Genomic DNA, 15980 nt, shown 5'->3' with positions numbered 1-15980 from the left:
CCGCCGGCTATCCGCGATCAAGAAGGGGACAACGGCCGCCGGATACAGCGTGATAAAAGGGACGGAACCCCCCCCACAGCCCCCCCCAACCCCACCCCCCGGAGGGCCGCCCACCAGAGGTGGACATTTTGGGGAAAAACCCCCCCAGGGGAGGAAAGGCCCGAACCCCCCCCCCCCCCCCCCCCCCGACCCCCCCCCCCCCCCCCGCCCCCCCCCCACCGCCCCCCCCCCCCCCGGGGGGGGGGGCGGCCGCGCGCGGGGCCCCGCCCCGCCTGGATCCTGGCCCTGGTGGGACTGCTCGGAACGCTCGCGCCGACGCTCTACATCGGCATCACCATCGCGCCGCAGGAGGCCGCGGCCGGGCGGACGCTCCTGGACACACCGGACGCCTACCAGCTCAGCGTGCTGATCGCCGCGGGCTCCCTGCTGCTGTGGGGGCTGGCATCGCTGGTGGCGCTCGGACTGGCGATCGCCGCCCTGGTGCGTGGGGAGCGGCGCCGCGGCCCCATCGGCATCATCCTGCTCACCGTGTGCACCCCCGCGCTGGGGTTCGCCGCCTTCCTGATCTCTATGCTGATCACCACCGCGCAGCTGTCCGCCTCGCTCTGACCGGGGTGGTCGACCCCGGGGCGTGACCAGGTGACGGGGCGCCGGGGGCGACATCGCGCGAAGCAGCGGGACCCGTGGGTACTTCTTGCAGTTCTTGCACAGCTACCATCGGGGTATCCGTCCCCGAGCTCGAAGGATCTTCCATGACTTTGCAGCTGCAGCAGACCGTCGGCCCCGCCGTCCGCGCCATCTCCGGCCGCCCCGCGAAGCTCTCCACCCCGTACGAGGCGTGGCAGGGCCTGTCGGCCGCCGTCGTGGAGCGCGTCGCAGGCCGTTGGGAGCGCACCTCGGCCGCCTACCGGGCCGGTCGGCGCGAGCACTACTTCTCCGCCGAGTTCCTCATGGGCCGCGCCCTGCTGAACAACCTCTCGAACCTGGGCCTGGTCGAGGATGCGCAGGAGGCCGTGAGCGCCTTCGGTCAGAACCTCTCCGACGTGCTCGAACAGGAGCCCGATGCGGCGCTCGGCAACGGGGGCCTCGGGCGGCTGGCCGCCTGCTTCCTGGACTCCTGCGCCACGCTGGATCTGCCGGTCGCGGGCTACGGCATCCTCTACCGCTACGGCCTGTTCAAGCAGCTGTTCGACGAGAAGGGCTTCCAGACCGAGCACCCGGACTCCTGGATGGAGGAGGGCTACCCCTTCGTGATCCGGCGGGAGGAGCTGCAGCGCCGCGTGCACTTCGCGGACATGGACGTGCGGGCCATCCCCTATGACATGCCGATCACCGGCTACGGCACGCAGAACGTGAACACCCTGCGGCTGTGGAAGGCGGAGCCGATCGAGGAGTTCGACTACGACGCCTTCAACTCCCAGCGCTTCACCGACGCGATCGTGGACCGTGAGCGCGCCATGGACATCTCCCGCGTGCTCTACCCCAACGACACCACCTACGAGGGCAAGGTGCTGCGGGTCCGCCAGCAGTACTTCTTCGTCTCCGCCTCGCTGCAGACCATCATCGACGACTACATCGCCGAGCACGGCGAGGACCTCACCGGCTTCGCCCAGTACAACGCGGTCCAGCTCAACGACACCCACCCGGTCCTCGCGATCCCCGAGCTCATGCGCCTGCTGATGGACGAGCACGGCCTGGGCTGGGACGAGGCCTGGGCCGAGGTCACGCAGACCTTCGCGTACACCAACCACACGGTGCTCGCCGAGGCCCTCGAGACCTGGGAGATGTCGATCTTCGACCGCCTGTTCCCGCGGATCACGGAGATCGTGCGAGAGATCGACCGGCGCTTCCGCGAGGAGATGACGGAGCGGGGACTCGACGAGTCGACCATCGCGTACATGGCGCCGATCGACGGCAACCGGGTGCGCATGGCGTGGATCGCCTGCTACGCCTCCTACTCCATCAACGGCGTGGCGGCGCTGCACACCGAGATCATCAAGCGCGAGACCCTCGGCGAATGGCATGCCATCTGGCCCGAGCGCTTCAACAACAAGACCAACGGCGTCACCCCGCGCCGCTGGCTGAACCAGTGCAACCCGCGCCTGGCCGAGCTGCTCACCGAGGTCACCGGCTCCGATGCCTGGGTCACCGACCTCTCGCAGCTCGCCGAGGTCACCGACAAGGCCGATGACGCCGTGCTGGACCGCCTCATCGAGATCAAGCAGGCGAACAAGCGGGACTTCGCCGCCTGGGTGGCCGAGCGCGAAGGCATCGAGATCGACCCGACCGCGATCTTCGATGTGCAGATCAAGCGTCTGCACGAGTACAAGCGCCAGCTCATGAACGCCCTGTACGTGCTGGACCTGTACTTCCGCCTCAAGGACGATCCGTCGCTCGAGGTGCCGAAGCGCGTGTTCATCTTCGGCGCGAAGGCGGCGCCGGGCTACTACCGCGCCAAGGGCATCATCAAGCTCATCAACACGATCGCCGAGATGGTCAACAACGACCCGGCCGTGAACGAGACGATCAAGGTCGTGTTCGTGCACAACTACAACGTCTCCCCGGCCGAGCACATCATCCCCGCCGCGGATGTGTCCGAGCAGATCTCCACCGCCGGGAAGGAGGCCTCCGGCACCTCCAACATGAAGTTCATGATGAACGGCGCGCTGACGCTGGGCACCCTGGACGGTGCGAACGTGGAGATCCTCGACGCCGTGGGGGAGGAGAACGCCTACATCTTCGGCGCCACCGAAGATGAGCTGCCGGAGCTGCGCCGCACCTACAACCCCCACCACCTGCTGGAGACCGTGCCCGGCCTGCGCCGCGTGATCGACGCCCTGGTGGACGGCACCCTGGACGACAACGGCTCCGGCTGGTTCCACGACCTGCACTACTCGCTGCTGAACGCCACGTACGACCCGGCCGACGTGTACTACGTGCTGGGCGACTTCGCGGCCTACCGCGAGGCCCGCGACCGCATGGCCGAGGACTACGCCGACCAGCGGGCCTGGGCGCAGAAGGCCTGGGTGAACATCACCCGCTCGGGCCGCTTCTCCTCCGACCGCACGATCCGCGACTACGCCGATGAGGTGTGGAAGCTGGAGCCGACGCCGGTGGAGTGAGGCGCGGGGCGCGGGGGCGCGCGGGGGCGGCAGGGCTGGCCTGTGCTCTGCCTCTGCCCCCGCGCCCTGCCTCGCCTCGTCCCGCATGCCCTGACCCGCGCCACGCCGCGTGTCGCCCCGCATGCCCCGCCCCTCAACACGCCGCGTGTCGCACGCCGAGTGCACCGATATGTCTCGTTTGTGAGACGAATCGGTGCACTCGGCGTGCTGGGGGCGGCGTGTCGGGCGGGGCCTGCGTGTCGGGAGCGGCCGAGGCGGCGTGCTGGGCAGGCGTGTCGGGCGGGCGAGGGCTGGGCCGGGGTGTCAGGCCCTGGGCCTACGCTGTTCCCATGAACGCTGCCGCTGATTCCTGGATCGATCGCCCCCTGCTCGGCTTCGACACCGAGACGACGGGGACGAACGTGGCCGATGATCGCATCGCCACGGTGGCGCTGGTGCACTCCGTCGGCCCGGGCCGGGAGAACGAGACCGTCGCGACGTGGCTGATCGACCCGGGCGTCGAGATTCCCGAGCCCGCGCAGCGGGTCCACGGCATCTCCACTGAGCATGCCCGCACTCACGGCATGCGGCCCGCCCCCGCGCTCGATGAGGTGGCGGGCATGATCGCGGACGCCCTGCGGCAGGACGTGCCCTTGGTCGCCTTCAACATCAGCTTCGACCTCGCGATCCTCGAGCACGAGCTGCGCCGCTATGGCCTGCCCACCCTGGAGGAGCGACTGGGCCATGAGATCGCCCCGGTGCTCGACGCCCTCGTGATCGACCGCGGCCTGGATCGCTTCCGCAAGGGCAAGCGCACGTTGACCGCCGTGCTGGAGCACTACGGTCTCACCCAGGACGGCCGCCTCCACACCGCGGATGTGGACGTCTCCGCCACGCTGGACGTTCTGCGCGCCCAGGTGGCGAAGTTCCCGCAGCTGGGCCAGTCCTCCCTGGCGGAGCTACATCGCGAGCAGATGACCTGGCACCGCTCCTGGGCGGAGAACTTCAACGAGTATCTGCGCTCGAAGGGCCGGACTCCGGACGCGAATCCGAACTGGCCGATGTGACCTCCCCGGGCGCAGGCTCGTCCGGAGCCACCCGCTCCCGTTCCGCCGCCTCGAGGATCCGCCCCATCGGATCCTCCATCCGCCGCTCATGTTCCGCGCGGCGCGCCTGCTCCCAGCGCTCACTGCGCTCCTGCACCCGCTGCTCGACCGCCCTTCCGAGCAGCTGAGCGGCGCCGGCCAGCACCGCGCCGACGAGCACCAGCGGCCACCCGGGCTCGAGGCCGGACAGGTCCCCGTCGGCCAGCGACCAGATCCCCAGTACCCCTACCAGGGCGAGCGAGCCCGCCACCCCGAACAGCCAGATCCGATGCATCTGTGCGGAGATCATCGGCGACTCTGAGGGGCCAAACCCACCGGGATCATCCTCCACCCCGCTCCCGGCGGCCTCAGCGCGCAGTTGCAACAGACGCACGAGCGACCAGCCCCCGCCCAGCAGTCCGAGCGCTGCCACCAGCGGAACAAGGAAGCCCGGCTCCCGCCCCGTGCCGCGCTCGGAGATGACCTCGACCGCCGCGACGATAGCCCAGCCCGCGCCGATAGCCGACGGGAGCACGGCCAGCAGGGTCCACAGAGGGGAGCGGGGTGCCGAGCGATTCATGGGCACACCGTAGACGCTGCGCCGTCTCGTCGCCCGCGCCCCACCACCTAGACTGGCCTGCGTGATGAGCGAGATCGAGATCGGCCGGAACAAGCGCGGACGCCGCAGCTACAGCTTCGACGACGTGGCGGTGGTCCCCTCCCGCCGCACCCGGGACCCGGAGGACGTCTCCACGTCCTGGCAGGTGGACGCCTACCACTTCGAGGTCCCCATCTTCGCTGCGCCGATGGATTCCCTCATGTCCCCGGCGACCGCGATCGAGCTGGGCCAGCTCGGCGGCCTCGGCGTGCTGGACCTCGAGGGGCTGTGGACCCGCTACGAGGATCCGACCGCGCAGTTCGACCGCATCGCCGAGGCATCCGACGCCCAGGTCGTCGGTCTCATGCGGGAGATCTACAGCGAACCGGTCAAGCCCGAGCTGATCACCGCCCGCATTCAGCAGCTGCGCGAGGCCGGGGTGACCGCGGCCGGGTCGCTGTCCCCGCAGCGCACCCAGGAGCACTGGAAGACCGTCGTGGATGCAGGCGTGGACCTGTTCTTCATCCGCGGCACCACCGTCTCCGCCGAGCATGTCTCCTCGGGCCGCGAGCCGCTGAACCTCAAGCGATTTATCTACGAGCTGGACGTGCCCGTGATCGTCGGCGGCTGCGCCACCTACACCGCCGCCCTGCATCTCATGCGCACCGGCGCCGCGGGGGTACTCGTCGGCTTCGGCGGCGGTGCCTCCCAGATGACCCAGGAGACCCTCGGCATCTCCGTCCCGCTCGCGAGCGCGGTTGCGGATGTCGCCGCTGCTCGCCGCGACTACATGGACGAATCCGGCGGCCGCTACGTCCACGTCATCGCCGACGGCGGCCTGGGCCGCTCCGGTGACCTGGTCAAGGCCATCGCCTGCGGGGCCGACGGGCTCATGGTCGGCGCAGCGCTCGCCCGCGCCGAGGAAGCTCCCGGCCGCGGCCACCACTGGGGCAGCGAGGCCTACCACCCCACGCTTGCCCGCGGCCACCGCGTCGAGGTCGGCACCGTTGCGCCGCTCGAGCAGATCCTGTTCGGGCCGTCCCTCGGCGCCGACGGCACCACGAACCTCGTCGGCGCGCTGCGGCATGCCATGGCCACCACCGGCTACACCGACCTCAAGGAATTCCAGCGCATCGAGGTCGTCACCACCGTGTGACCGACGGCAGGCCCCTGCCGCTGGCACAATGACGGAGTGCCGCACAAGGCGGGGCCGGCGGGGCCCGCTCGGCACGCTCGGGAGGTGGGGCCGATGGAGATCCTGATCGTCATCGCGTTCGTCATCATCTTCGTCATCGGCATGGTGAGGAAGATGGAGGAGCGCGGCGAGAGCTCCTTGAGCTCAGACAAGGAGCGGGCAGCTGCTGCCCGTCGGCGCGCCCGCGTGGCACGAGAGGAGAAGCAGCGGGCGGCGAGGGCGGAGGCCGCGCAGAAGGACTCTGCCCGTCGTGGACCCGTCGCCCCGCTGCGCTACGAGGGACTGGAGAGCCCCGATGAGCCGCCGGAGGAAGAGCCGGAGGCGCCGCTGGTCAGCGCGACCGCGGCGGCAGCGTCCGCGGAGGGGGCCGCCGCGCTGCCGGAGCTCGAGGACGAGGAGGAGCCGGAGCTCGGGGAGGACCTGGAGCCTAGCGAGGACCTGCGTTCCCGCGAGGGTCCTGAGCCCAGCGGGGAGAAGGCGGAGCCCCATGAGGACCCGGAGTCCCGCGAGAAGCTGGAACCTGCCGCGGACCTTCCGCCCGCCCCGGAACCCGATCCGGACGCGGATCCCGCCTCGGAACCGGAGCCGTACACCACCTCGTACACGTCCGGCTCCAGCTACACGACCTCGTACTCGAGCGGTTCCAGCTACCCGACATCGAACTCGAGCAGTGCGAACCCCACCGCGTCCTACGGATCCCTCGGCTCGGTCTACACCTCGACGTCGGTCTACACCGGCTCCGGCTACAGCAGCACGACAGACACCACAGACGCTGACATTCCAGATACCGCCGCCACAGACACCACAGACACCGAGACCTCAGAGACCGACGCATCTGCCGCCGATGCGGCTGGGGACTCCTCCCGCTGATCCATCGCCTGCGGTCAGGACGAGCGCACCAGCGCGATGATCCCCCAGATCGTGAGGATCAGTGCCAGCAGGCCCAGGACGATCGGGATGATGACTCCGACGCCTGTGCTGATCAGCATGCCGACGACCCCGACCTCCGCCACCGCCAGGGTGGTCGCGCCCTCGCAGTGCACGGTCACCTGCTGATTCTGCAGGCTGATGACCATGTAGACGGATTCGTACTCGACCCCGTCGATCTCCCCGACGCTGAGGGCTGAGTCCTCGTGATCAATGTCGAGGTTCTGGCCGTCGAACTCGCAGGTGGTGGAGGAGGCTTCATCGGCGGGCGCGGCGATGTAGTAGATACTCGCGGCCGAGGTCTCGAACGTCCCGCCGTCGGGGCTGAGGGGCGCTGGCGTCATCCCCATCAGGCCCACCACGGCGCCGCCCAGGACCGCGATGAACGGCAGCACGAACAGGCCGATCGCATTGGCGATGATGCCCAAAATGCCGAAGATCAGCCGCTTGAGCCCGCGCCGCTTTCGCCGTGGCTGCGGTGCGGGGTAGGGCATTCCGCCAGCGGGCTGCCCCTGCTGGCTATACGGCTGCGAGTACGGGTCGTACGACATGACAAGTCCCCCCGGGGCGCTGGTGCAGATCGGCTTGAGCCTACCGCCAGTGGTGCGCCCCGAGGGGAGTGTCTGTGCTCTTCAGTGCTCCGTGATCAGCTGTGCTGGGCCGCGACCTCGGTGGCCTGGCGGGCGATCGAGAGCTCTTCGTCGGTGGGGACCACCATGACGGTGACCTTCGAGGTGGGCGTGGAGATCACGCGCACTTCCTTGGAGCGCTCCGCGTTCTTCTCGAGATCCAGCTCGATGCCGAAGACCTCCATGCCCTTCAGCAGACGCTTGCGCACGATCGCGGCGTTCTCGCCGATCCCGGCGGTGAAGGCCAGAGCGTCCAGGCCGCCCAGCACGAAGGTGTAGGAGCCCAGGTACTTGCGCAGCCGGTGCACGTACACGTCCATCGCCAGGTCCGCGACCTTATCGCCGGCCGCGATCGCGTCTTCGATGTCGCGGAAATCGCTCATGCCGCACAGGCCCATCATGCCCGAGCGCTTGTTCAGCAGCGTGTCGACCTCCTCCGGGCTGAGGCCCGCCTGCCGGTGCAGGTGCACGTAGATCGACGGGTCGATATCGCCGGTGCGGGTGCCCATCACCAGGCCCTCCAGCGGGGTCAGGCCCATCGAGGTGTCCAGCGGTCGGCCGCCGCGTACCGCGGAGGCGGAGGCGCCGTTGCCCAGGTGCATGACCACCTGCTTGAGGTCCGAGACATCCCGGCCCTCCGCCGCCAGACGCTCCGCCACGAGCGCGGAGACATAGTGGTGGCTCGTGCCGTGGGCGCCGTAGCGACGCACCTCGTAGCGCTCGGCGAACTCGCGGTTCAGGGCGTAGGTGGCGGAGTACTCGGGCAGCTGCGTGAAGAACGCGGTGTCGAACACCGCCACATGCGGCACCTGCGGCAGCAGGGCGCGGGCCCCGTCGATCCCGTCGACCGCCGCGTAGTTGTGCAGCGGAGCGAGCTTGCCCAGGTCGTGGATGTCATCGCGCACCTGGTCATCGATCAGCACCGGGGTGGAGAACAGGGCGCCGCCCTGCACCACCCGGTGGCCGACGGCGGTGATGCGGTCATCCTGCAGCGACAGCCCCACCTCGCCGAACAGCTGCTCGACGATGCGCATGGCCTCCTTGTGGTCCGGGACCGGGCCGGAGAACGTCGCGTCCTTCTCGCCCGCGCTGATCTTCGCGCTGCCCATATCCAGGCCCACGCGCTCGACGATGCCGACGGCATCGACGGTGCCGTCCTCGGGTGAGACCAGCTGGAACTTCAGCGAGGACGAACCGGAATTGATGACCAGAACACGGGAATCGATGGCTGCTGTCATGGCAGGGGGCTCCTTGAGAGTGACGATGACCTACGAAGTGGAAAGGACCGATGCGACCCGCGACGGGGCCGCGGCTCAGGCCTCGCCAGGCGCCGAGGCGGCCTGGGCCTGGATCGCGGTGATCACGACGGTGTTGATGATGTCCTCGACCAGGGCACCGCGGGACAGATCGTTGACGGGCTTGTTCAGACCCTGCAGCACCGGCCCGATCGCGATCGCCCCGGCGGAACGCTGCACCGCCTTGTACGTGTTGTTGCCGGTGTTCAGATCCGGGAACACGAACACCGTTGCGCGCCCGGCCACCGAGGACTCCGGCAGCTTGGTCTTCGCGACCGAGGCGTCCACCGCGGCGTCGTACTGGATCGGACCTTCGACGTCGAGCTCCGGATGGTCCGCGCGGACCTTCTCGGTGGCCTCGCGCACCTTGTCCACATCGGCGCCGGTTCCGGAGGAGCCGGTGGAGTAGGACAGCATCGCGATGCGCGGCTCCACCCCGAACTGGGCGGCGGTCTGCGCGGACTGTGCGGCGATGTCGGCGAGCTGCTCGGCGCTCGGATCCGGGTTCACGGCGCAGTCGCCGTACACCAGCACCCGGTCCTCGAGCGCCATGAGGAACACCGAGGAGACGATCTGGGCGCCCGGCTTGGTCTTGATGATCTCGAAGGACGGCCGGATCGTGTGGGCGGTGGAGTGGACCGCGCCGGAGACCATCCCGTCGGCCTGCCCCATCTGCACCATCATGGTGCCGAAGTAGGAGACGTCCTGGACCTTCTCCCGGGCCTGCTCGAGGGTCACGCCCTTCTTGGCGCGCAGCCGCGCATACTCCTCGGCGAAGGGCTCCACGAACTGCGGGTCCTGCGGGGAGACCACACGGGCCTCGGAGATGTCGTGGCCCAGCTGGGAGGCCTTGGCGCGGATGGTGTTCTCATCACCCAGCAGGATCAGGTCCGCGACGCCGCGGGCAAGGATTGCCTCGGCGGCGGCGATGATGCGCGGCTCATCACCCTCGGGCAGCACGATCGTCTTCTTCTCGCCGCGGGCACGGGCCAGCAGCTCGAATTCGAACATCATCGGGGTGACCACGGCGGGGCGGCTCACCTCGAGGGCGCTCAGCAGCTCCGTGGTGGGCAGATGCTCGGCGACCGCACGGCGGGCCGCATCGACCTTCTGCTGGCTGGAGGCGTGCAGACGGCCGCGGGACTTGGCCACGCGCACCGCGGTCTCAAAGGTGGACAAGTCCGAGGTGATTACCGGCAGGTCCTGGGGGACACCGGAGAGCAGGCGCTGGACCTCATCGGGCACCTCATAGCCGCCGGTGAGCATGATCGAGCTGAGCGACGGGAAGGTGCCGGACTGCTGCGCCATGATGAGGCCGGGCAGCAGGTCGTAGCGGTCGCCGGGGGCGATCACGGTGCAGTTCTCCGACAGGCGGTTCAGCACATTGGGCAGGCTCATCGCTGCCACGACGGTGCCGATCGCCACGCGGCCCATCCACTCGGGGTTGCCCTGCAGCAGGGTGCCGTCCACCGCATCGGTGAGCTCCTGCACGGTGGGGGCCATGATCACGGGGTTCTCGGGGATCGCGGCGACCACGGCGCCGGGCACCTTCGGGGACACAGCGGCCTTGACGGCCTCCAGGCCGTCCTCCTCGACCCGGTTGATCACCACGGCCAGCGGCATCGCATGGTGGGAGGTGAACTCGGAGTTCGCGACGGCCGCGAGGGCGGCCACCTGGTCGGCGGTGCGGTCCAGGCCCGAGAGCACGAGCACCACGGGGGCGCCCAGGTTCGCGGCGACCTCCGCGTTGAAGGCGAGCTCGGCGGGGTTGGCGAGGTCGTCGTAGTCCGAACCCAGCACGACGAGCATGGAGTAGCGCTCGGCGAGCTCCCGATGGCGCGCCACGATCTTCTCGTGCGCCTTATCGGGGTCGGACAGGACGAGCTGATAGTCCACACCGATGGCGTCCTCATAGGACTGGTCGACGGCGGGATGGCTGGTGAGCAGGTCGACGGCGTAATCACGCGAGCGGTCGGCCTTGACGACGGGGCGGAACACCCCGACACGGTCGGAACGGGAGGCGAGGGTCTCGAGCAGACCGAAAGCCACCATCGACTTTCCAGTCATACCCTCCGGGCTGGCGATGTACACACTGTTGGACACGACTCCCACAATAGGCACCGGGGGCCGACGGGGGAACGGGACCCGTGGGACCGCCTTCCCGCGCGGCATCTGCTACGGGACGGCCCGCCGATGCCGCGCACATCACGTCAGGCCTCGTCGTCGCAGTGCCGCGCAGGTCACGTCTACGGGGTCCGTCCAGGGGTGGGCTCGTAGCATGTCGGCATGCTGCGCGTCGCCCTTCGCCCCCGCTTCCTGGGGCTCCTTGCCCTCATGGTGGCGGCGACCGTGGCCTGCGGCCTGCTGGCCAGCTGGCAGTGGGATCGCGCACATCGTGCGTTGAGCGACCGTGACGCGGGCCCCACCGACCGCGGAGCGATCACAGCGCTGATGTCCCCCGGGGATGTTGTGACCAACGAGATATCCGGTGACACCGTGAGTGCGAGCGGACGCTATGCCGAGGGTGAGCAGGTGATCGTGCCCGGCCGCGAGATCGAGGAAACCGACGCCGTCATCGTCGTCACCGCCCTGCTCATCGAACAGGAGGATGGCACCACTGCGCGGCTGCCCGTGGCGCGCGGCTGGGTGCCCGCCACCGACGTCACCGGGCCCGATGGCGCCCTGGATGCGAGCCTTGCCCCACCGCCCCCGACGGGGGAGCAGCAGATCCAGGGCCGACTGGAGGCCAGCGAAGCCGCCACCGGCGGTGTGACCGCCGGGATCGCCACTGAGATCGCCACCCCGCTGTTGGTCAACGAGTGGGGATCGCCGATGTATGCCGGGTTCGTCGCGCTGCAGACCCCAGGGGAGGGGCTGTCCGCGATGCCGGATGCCTCCAGCCGCTTCTCCCGCGGCCTGGACTGGCAAAACATCGGCTACTCCTTCCAATGGGTGCTGTTCGGCGGCTTCTTCCTCTACCTGTGGTGGCGCACCGTGCGCACCGCCTACCACGATGAGCTCGCCGACCAGCGCGAGACGGTGGCAGCCCTGGCCACCGCCCCGGACTCTGCCGAGTCCGCCGCTGCATCGCCATCCACCGCGCCTTCCCCATCCACCGAGCCTTCCCCGTCCACCGACTCGACCCCGTCCACCGACTCGACCCCGCAGGAGACCTGAGACCGTGCCCACCCCCCGACCGCTCGATGAGCATGCCTGCCGCACCTCCTTCGCCCGCTTCCGCGTGGGCTCGATCGTGGAGGGCATCGCCCTGCTGGTGCTCGTGGCCATCATGGTGATGCGCTACGGCGTCTACGGCGGGGAGGGCCTGTTCACCTCCGTCAGCCCCTTCTGGGATCGCGTCTCCGAGGTGTGGTCCCCGATCCACGGCCTGATCTACATGATCTACGTCATCCTCGCCTTCGACCTGTGGATGAAGATGCGCTGGGCGCTGCCGCGGATGCTGCTGCTCATGCTGTTCGGTGTGGTGCCCGTGCTGAGCTTCATCGGCGAGCGCTGGACCCACCAGCGGGTCGAGGAAGACCTGCGGCGCCAACCCACCGTGGGCGACCTCGGCTCCGGTGCGTCCGACGTAGACTCCATCCCGTGAACGACACCGATCAGCGCCCTGTCCTCGTCGTCGACTTCGGCGCCCAGTACGCCCAGCTCATCGCCCGGCGCGTGCGCGAGGCCCGGGTCTATTCCGAGATCGTCCCGCATTCCCTGCCGGCCCAGCAGATGCTCGCCAAGCAGCCGCGCGCGATCATCCTCTCCGGCGGCCCCAGCTCCGTGTACGCGGAGGGTGCGCCGCGCCTGGATCCGGCGATCCTGCAGGCCGGGGTGCCGGTGCTGGGGCTCTGCTACGGCTTCCAGGCGATGGCCGCGGCGCTGGATGGCACCGTGGCGCCGACGGGGGTGCGCGAGTACGGTGCGACCCGTCTGACCTCCATCGAGGCGGGGTCCACGCTGCTGGCCGGGCAGGACCTCGAGCAGAACGTGTGGATGAGCCACGGCGACAGCGTGAGCGCTCCGCCGAGCGGCTGCGAGGTCATCGCCACCTCTGCGGCCAGCCCCGTCGCCGCGTTCGAGGACCGCGAGCGGCGCCTGTTCGGTGTGCAGTGGCACCCTGAGGTGGGCCACTCGGACCGCGGCCAGGAGGTGCTCGAGAACTTCCTGTACCGCGGTGCGGGCATCGACCCCACGTGGACCACCGGCAACGTCATCGAAGAGCAGGTGGAGAAGATCCGCGCCCAGGTGGGTGAGGGCAGCGCCATCTGCGGCCTCTCCGGCGGCGTGGACTCCGCGGTGGCCGCCGCGCTCGTGCAGCGCGCCATCGGTGACCGTCTGACCTGCGTGTACGTCAACCACGGGCTGATGCGCCAGGATGAGTCCGCGCAGATCGAGAAGGCCTTCGGCGAATCCACCGGCGGGGCGAAGCTCGTGATGGTCGACGCCGAGGAGCAGTTCCTCGCCGCGCTCGCCGGGGTCACCGACCCGGAGACCAAGCGCAAGATCATCGGCCGCGAGTTCATCCGCACCTTCGAGCGCGCGCAGGCGGACATCCTGCGCGAGCAGGGCGTGGTCGAGGGCGACGGGGCCGATGCCCACACGGCATCGGACGAGGCCACCGCGTTCCTCGTTCAGGGCACCCTGTACCCGGATGTGGTCGAGTCCGGTGGTGGCGAGGGCGCGGCGAACATCAAGAGTCACCACAATGTTGGCGGACTGCCGGAGGACCTGTCCTTCGAGCTCGTCGAGCCGCTGCGCACCCTGTTCAAGGACGAAGTGCGAGCCGTCGGCACCGAGCTGGGACTGCCCGATGAGATCGTCTGGCGCCAGCCTTTCCCGGGGCCGGGCCTGGGGATCCGCATCATCGGCGAGGTCACCAAGGAGCGGCTGGACATCCTGCGCAAGGCCGACGCGATCGCCCGCGCCGAGCTGACCGCCGCCGGGCTGGACCGTGAGATCTGGCAGTGCCCCGTGGTGCTGCTGGCCGATGTGCGGTCCGTGGGCGTGCAGGGCGATGGCCGCACCTACGGCCACCCGATCGTGCTGCGCCCTGTGACCAGCGACGATGCGATGACTGCGGATTGGGCGAAGGTGCCCTACGACGTGCTGACGCGCATTTCCACGCGCATCACCAACGAAGTCTCCGAGATCAACCGCGTCACCCTCGACATCACGAGCAAGCCCCCGGGGACGATCGAGTGGGAGTGAGGGCACGCCTGCTGTGGACCGCCTGAAGGACTAGTGTCCCGGCTCACATCGGGGCCGCATGCTCTGCAGTATCTGCCCAGAGGTGTGCCTGACGATGAGCGGCGGAGCGATGGCGCAGGCCACCGACGGGGCGGATGGACCTCATCTTCAACGGCTCCTAGTGGCTAGGCTCCGCCGCGGGCTCCGCGCTGTCGCTGCTGCTGAGCACCGCCATCTTCCCGATCGGCCTGGGCTGGCGCCTGGCCTTCGGCTTCGGTGCAGTGCTGGGCATCTGCGTGCTCGTGGTGCGCCGCCACGTCCCGGAGAGCCCGCGCTGGCTGTTCATCCACGACCAGGAGGAGGAAGCCGAGCGGATCGTCCGCGGGATCGAGGAATGGGCACCCCCGGCCGGCGGCATCGTGGGCCCGGTCCGGTTCGGCTCCCTCATCGAGGCCGGGGAGCGCGGCCCGGCGGCCTGGGGCTTCGAGATCGCCGCGGCGGGGATGTTTCCGCTGCGGATCCGCCACTGGCTGCAGCAGCGCCGCGCCGGGCGCTGAGCCGCGCGGCGCCCCCTCAGTGCTCCGGCGGCTCGAGCAGGCGTGAGGGGTGCGCGGGGGCCGTGGCATGCCAGGACTGGGTGCGCTCGAAGGTGCGCCACCCCATCGCCTCGTACAGCTCATCGGCACCGGTGGGGGAGTCGTCATCCACCTCTAGGTCCACGAAGGTCCGGCCTCGCGCGGCTGCATCCTGCAGCGCCGCGTGCAGCAGGGACTTCGCGATCCCCTTGCCGCGGGCGCTGCGATGGACCCCCAGGTACTCCAGGTAGGTGCCTTCGCCCCGCTCCGGCGTGGCCGGAACCGGCACGGCCACCAGGCCGCCCGCGGGCAGCCAGCGCCCGTCGCGCTCCATCTCCGCGATCCACCACTGGTCCCAACCCGCCTCATCGGGGTTCTCGATCAGGCGCTGGACGAACTCGGCGAAGGACTCGCGGTAGGAGTTGAAGTGGTCCGCGAAGGACTCCTCGAGCATGCGATGCACCGAACGCACATCCTGCGAGACCGGCAGGCCCGAGGGGTGACGATGCACGGGCCGCACCCGCGTCCCGGGCCGGGGACCGCGCAGCTGCGCGACCTCATCCGGATCCACCGGGCGGCGCATATGCAGCCAGGTCCGCACCATCTCGTACCCACCGGCGGACAGCAGCCGACCCCGCTCGGTGTCCAGCTCGTTGGCGTCGGTGTTCAGCTGGGTGCTGTCCACCCCGCGAGCACGGGCAAAGGAGCCGCCCACCTCCACCGCCCACTCCAGCAGGGCAAGCGCCAGCTCATCGCGATGATCCAGGGACTCATCCACAACCACCTGGACATTCGTCCGCCCGGCGGCGCGATCCTCCAGGGCGATCCATCCCACCGGGTCGTCATCCACGGTGGGGGAGCCGTCAGCTGCCGCCGGAACCACCACGATCTGGCGGCGAGCCCAGGACTTCAGCCCCACCATGCGCGAGCGCAGACCATCTCGATCCGCCTGACCATCCGGAGTGTGCCGACGGATCGCGGCGGTGGCGAGCGCCGTCACCGCGTCGACGTCGCGCTCCAGAGGGACGCGGGTGGTCAGCCGACCCTTCAGAGGTGCGGGCATCGTCGGCGGCATGTGGTCGATCAACAGCATGGACCTATTTTTCCACGGCGCCGGCCATGCTGCCGCCCAGGCGGGGTGCGGCAAAGACTGCACGCCCAGGCGGGGTGCGGCAAAGACTTCAGCGCACCAGGTGCCCGACCCCGCCGGTCCAGCCGCGCCCATCGGCCCGCCGATCCGCCACCGCCCGCTCGAGCCGGGTGCGGCGGGGGGGGGGGGGGGCCCCCCCCCCCCGGCCCCCCCCCCCCGGGGGGGCCCCGCCGCCCCCCACCCCCGCTCCCCCGCCCCGCCCCCCGGCCCCCCACCGCCCCGCCCCCCGCCC

The 15980-nt window shown here is 69.8% G+C and carries 14 protein-coding genes; 9 read left to right on the top strand and 5 right to left on the bottom strand.

Annotation, left to right across the window (positions count from 1 at the left end):
- Positions 1 to 288: 288 nt before the first annotated feature.
- The 3 genes from MU407_RS12035 to MU407_RS12025 all read left to right on the top strand — a co-directional run bounded on the left by MU407_RS12035 (position 289) and on the right by MU407_RS12025 (position 4168).
- Positions 289 to 609: a hypothetical protein gene (locus MU407_RS12035; RefSeq protein ID WP_246957804.1), complete on the top strand. Its 321-nt coding sequence runs from the start codon at positions 289 to 291 to the stop codon at positions 607 to 609.
- A gap of 143 nt (positions 610 to 752) precedes the next feature.
- Positions 753 to 3122 carry a glycogen/starch/alpha-glucan phosphorylase gene (locus MU407_RS12030; RefSeq protein WP_246957800.1) on the top strand — a complete coding sequence of 790 codons (2370 nt, stop codon included), beginning with the start codon at positions 753 to 755 and terminating at the stop codon, positions 3120 to 3122.
- A 329-nt stretch (positions 3123 to 3451) separates the two neighbouring features.
- The gene (locus MU407_RS12025) at positions 3452 to 4168 is read left to right on the top strand and encodes an exonuclease domain-containing protein (protein WP_246957798.1); all 717 of its coding nucleotides are present in this window, start codon (positions 3452 to 3454) and stop codon (positions 4166 to 4168) included.
- On the opposite strand, the gene MU407_RS12020 is transcribed toward MU407_RS12025, so the two are convergent.
- On the bottom strand, positions 4107 to 4766 hold the full coding sequence (locus MU407_RS12020) for a hypothetical protein (protein ID WP_246957796.1): 660 nt from the start codon (positions 4764 to 4766) through the stop codon (positions 4107 to 4109). The two genes, MU407_RS12025 and MU407_RS12020, sit on opposite strands and share 62 nt — an antisense overlap.
- Positions 4767 to 4830: 64 nt before the next feature.
- On the opposite strand from MU407_RS12020, the gene MU407_RS12015 reads away from it, so the two are divergent.
- Together MU407_RS12015 and MU407_RS12010 are read left to right on the top strand one after the other, a co-directional pair.
- The gene (locus tag MU407_RS12015; protein WP_246957794.1) at positions 4831 to 5940 is read left to right on the top strand and encodes a GuaB3 family IMP dehydrogenase-related protein; all 1110 of its coding nucleotides are present in this window, start codon (positions 4831 to 4833) and stop codon (positions 5938 to 5940) included.
- A 93-nt stretch (positions 5941 to 6033) separates the two neighbouring features.
- Entirely contained in the window at positions 6034 to 6849 is an 816-nt protein-coding gene (locus MU407_RS12010; RefSeq protein ID WP_246957792.1) for a hypothetical protein, read from the top strand.
- A gap of 14 nt (positions 6850 to 6863) precedes the next feature.
- Here MU407_RS12010 and MU407_RS12005 read toward each other — a convergent pair whose 3' ends face one another.
- From MU407_RS12005 to pta, 3 genes are all read right to left on the bottom strand, one after another.
- The gene (locus tag MU407_RS12005; protein WP_246957790.1) at positions 6864 to 7457 is read right to left on the bottom strand and encodes a hypothetical protein; all 594 of its coding nucleotides are present in this window, start codon (positions 7455 to 7457) and stop codon (positions 6864 to 6866) included.
- A 95-nt stretch (positions 7458 to 7552) separates the two neighbouring features.
- Positions 7553 to 8773, bottom strand: coding sequence for an acetate kinase (locus MU407_RS12000; protein ID WP_246957788.1), 1221 nt, complete (start codon positions 8771 to 8773; stop codon positions 7553 to 7555).
- A gap of 75 nt (positions 8774 to 8848) precedes the next feature.
- Positions 8849 to 10933, bottom strand: a complete 2085-nt coding sequence (pta, locus tag MU407_RS11995) for a phosphate acetyltransferase (protein ID WP_348648032.1) — start codon at positions 10931 to 10933, stop codon at positions 8849 to 8851.
- A 183-nt stretch (positions 10934 to 11116) separates the two neighbouring features.
- Here pta and MU407_RS11990 point away from each other — a divergent pair, with 183 nt between their 5' ends.
- From MU407_RS11990 to MU407_RS11975, 4 genes are all read left to right on the top strand, one after another.
- Positions 11117 to 12007, top strand: coding sequence for an SURF1 family protein (locus tag MU407_RS11990; protein WP_246957786.1), 891 nt, complete (start codon positions 11117 to 11119; stop codon positions 12005 to 12007).
- 4 nt (positions 12008 to 12011) lie between these two features.
- Entirely contained in the window at positions 12012 to 12437 is a 426-nt protein-coding gene (locus MU407_RS11985) for a DUF3817 domain-containing protein (protein ID WP_246957784.1), read from the top strand.
- Entirely contained in the window at positions 12434 to 14044 is a 1611-nt protein-coding gene (guaA, locus tag MU407_RS11980; RefSeq protein WP_246957782.1) for a glutamine-hydrolyzing GMP synthase, read from the top strand. The genes MU407_RS11985 and guaA overlap by 4 nt, the downstream gene beginning before the upstream one ends.
- A 188-nt stretch (positions 14045 to 14232) precedes the next feature.
- Positions 14233 to 14580, top strand: a complete 348-nt coding sequence (locus MU407_RS11975; RefSeq protein ID WP_348648033.1) for an MFS transporter — start codon at positions 14233 to 14235, stop codon at positions 14578 to 14580.
- Positions 14581 to 14596: 16 nt separating this feature from the next.
- Here the strand turns inward: MU407_RS11975 and MU407_RS11970 are convergent, their stop codons facing one another.
- Positions 14597 to 15691 (bottom strand): GNAT family N-acetyltransferase, encoded by a 1095-nt coding sequence (locus MU407_RS11970; protein WP_246957778.1) that lies wholly within the window; start codon positions 15689 to 15691, stop codon positions 14597 to 14599.
- Between the last annotated feature and the right edge of the window lie 289 nt (positions 15692 to 15980).

Origin of the sequence: Brachybacterium sp. Marseille-Q7125 (assembly GCF_023062615.1) — a bacterium.
Taxonomy (GTDB): domain Bacteria; phylum Actinomycetota; class Actinomycetes; order Actinomycetales; family Dermabacteraceae; genus Brachybacterium.
Note: the sequence above shows the minus strand (reverse complement) of the source record. Positions and strands in the feature narration are given on the sequence as shown.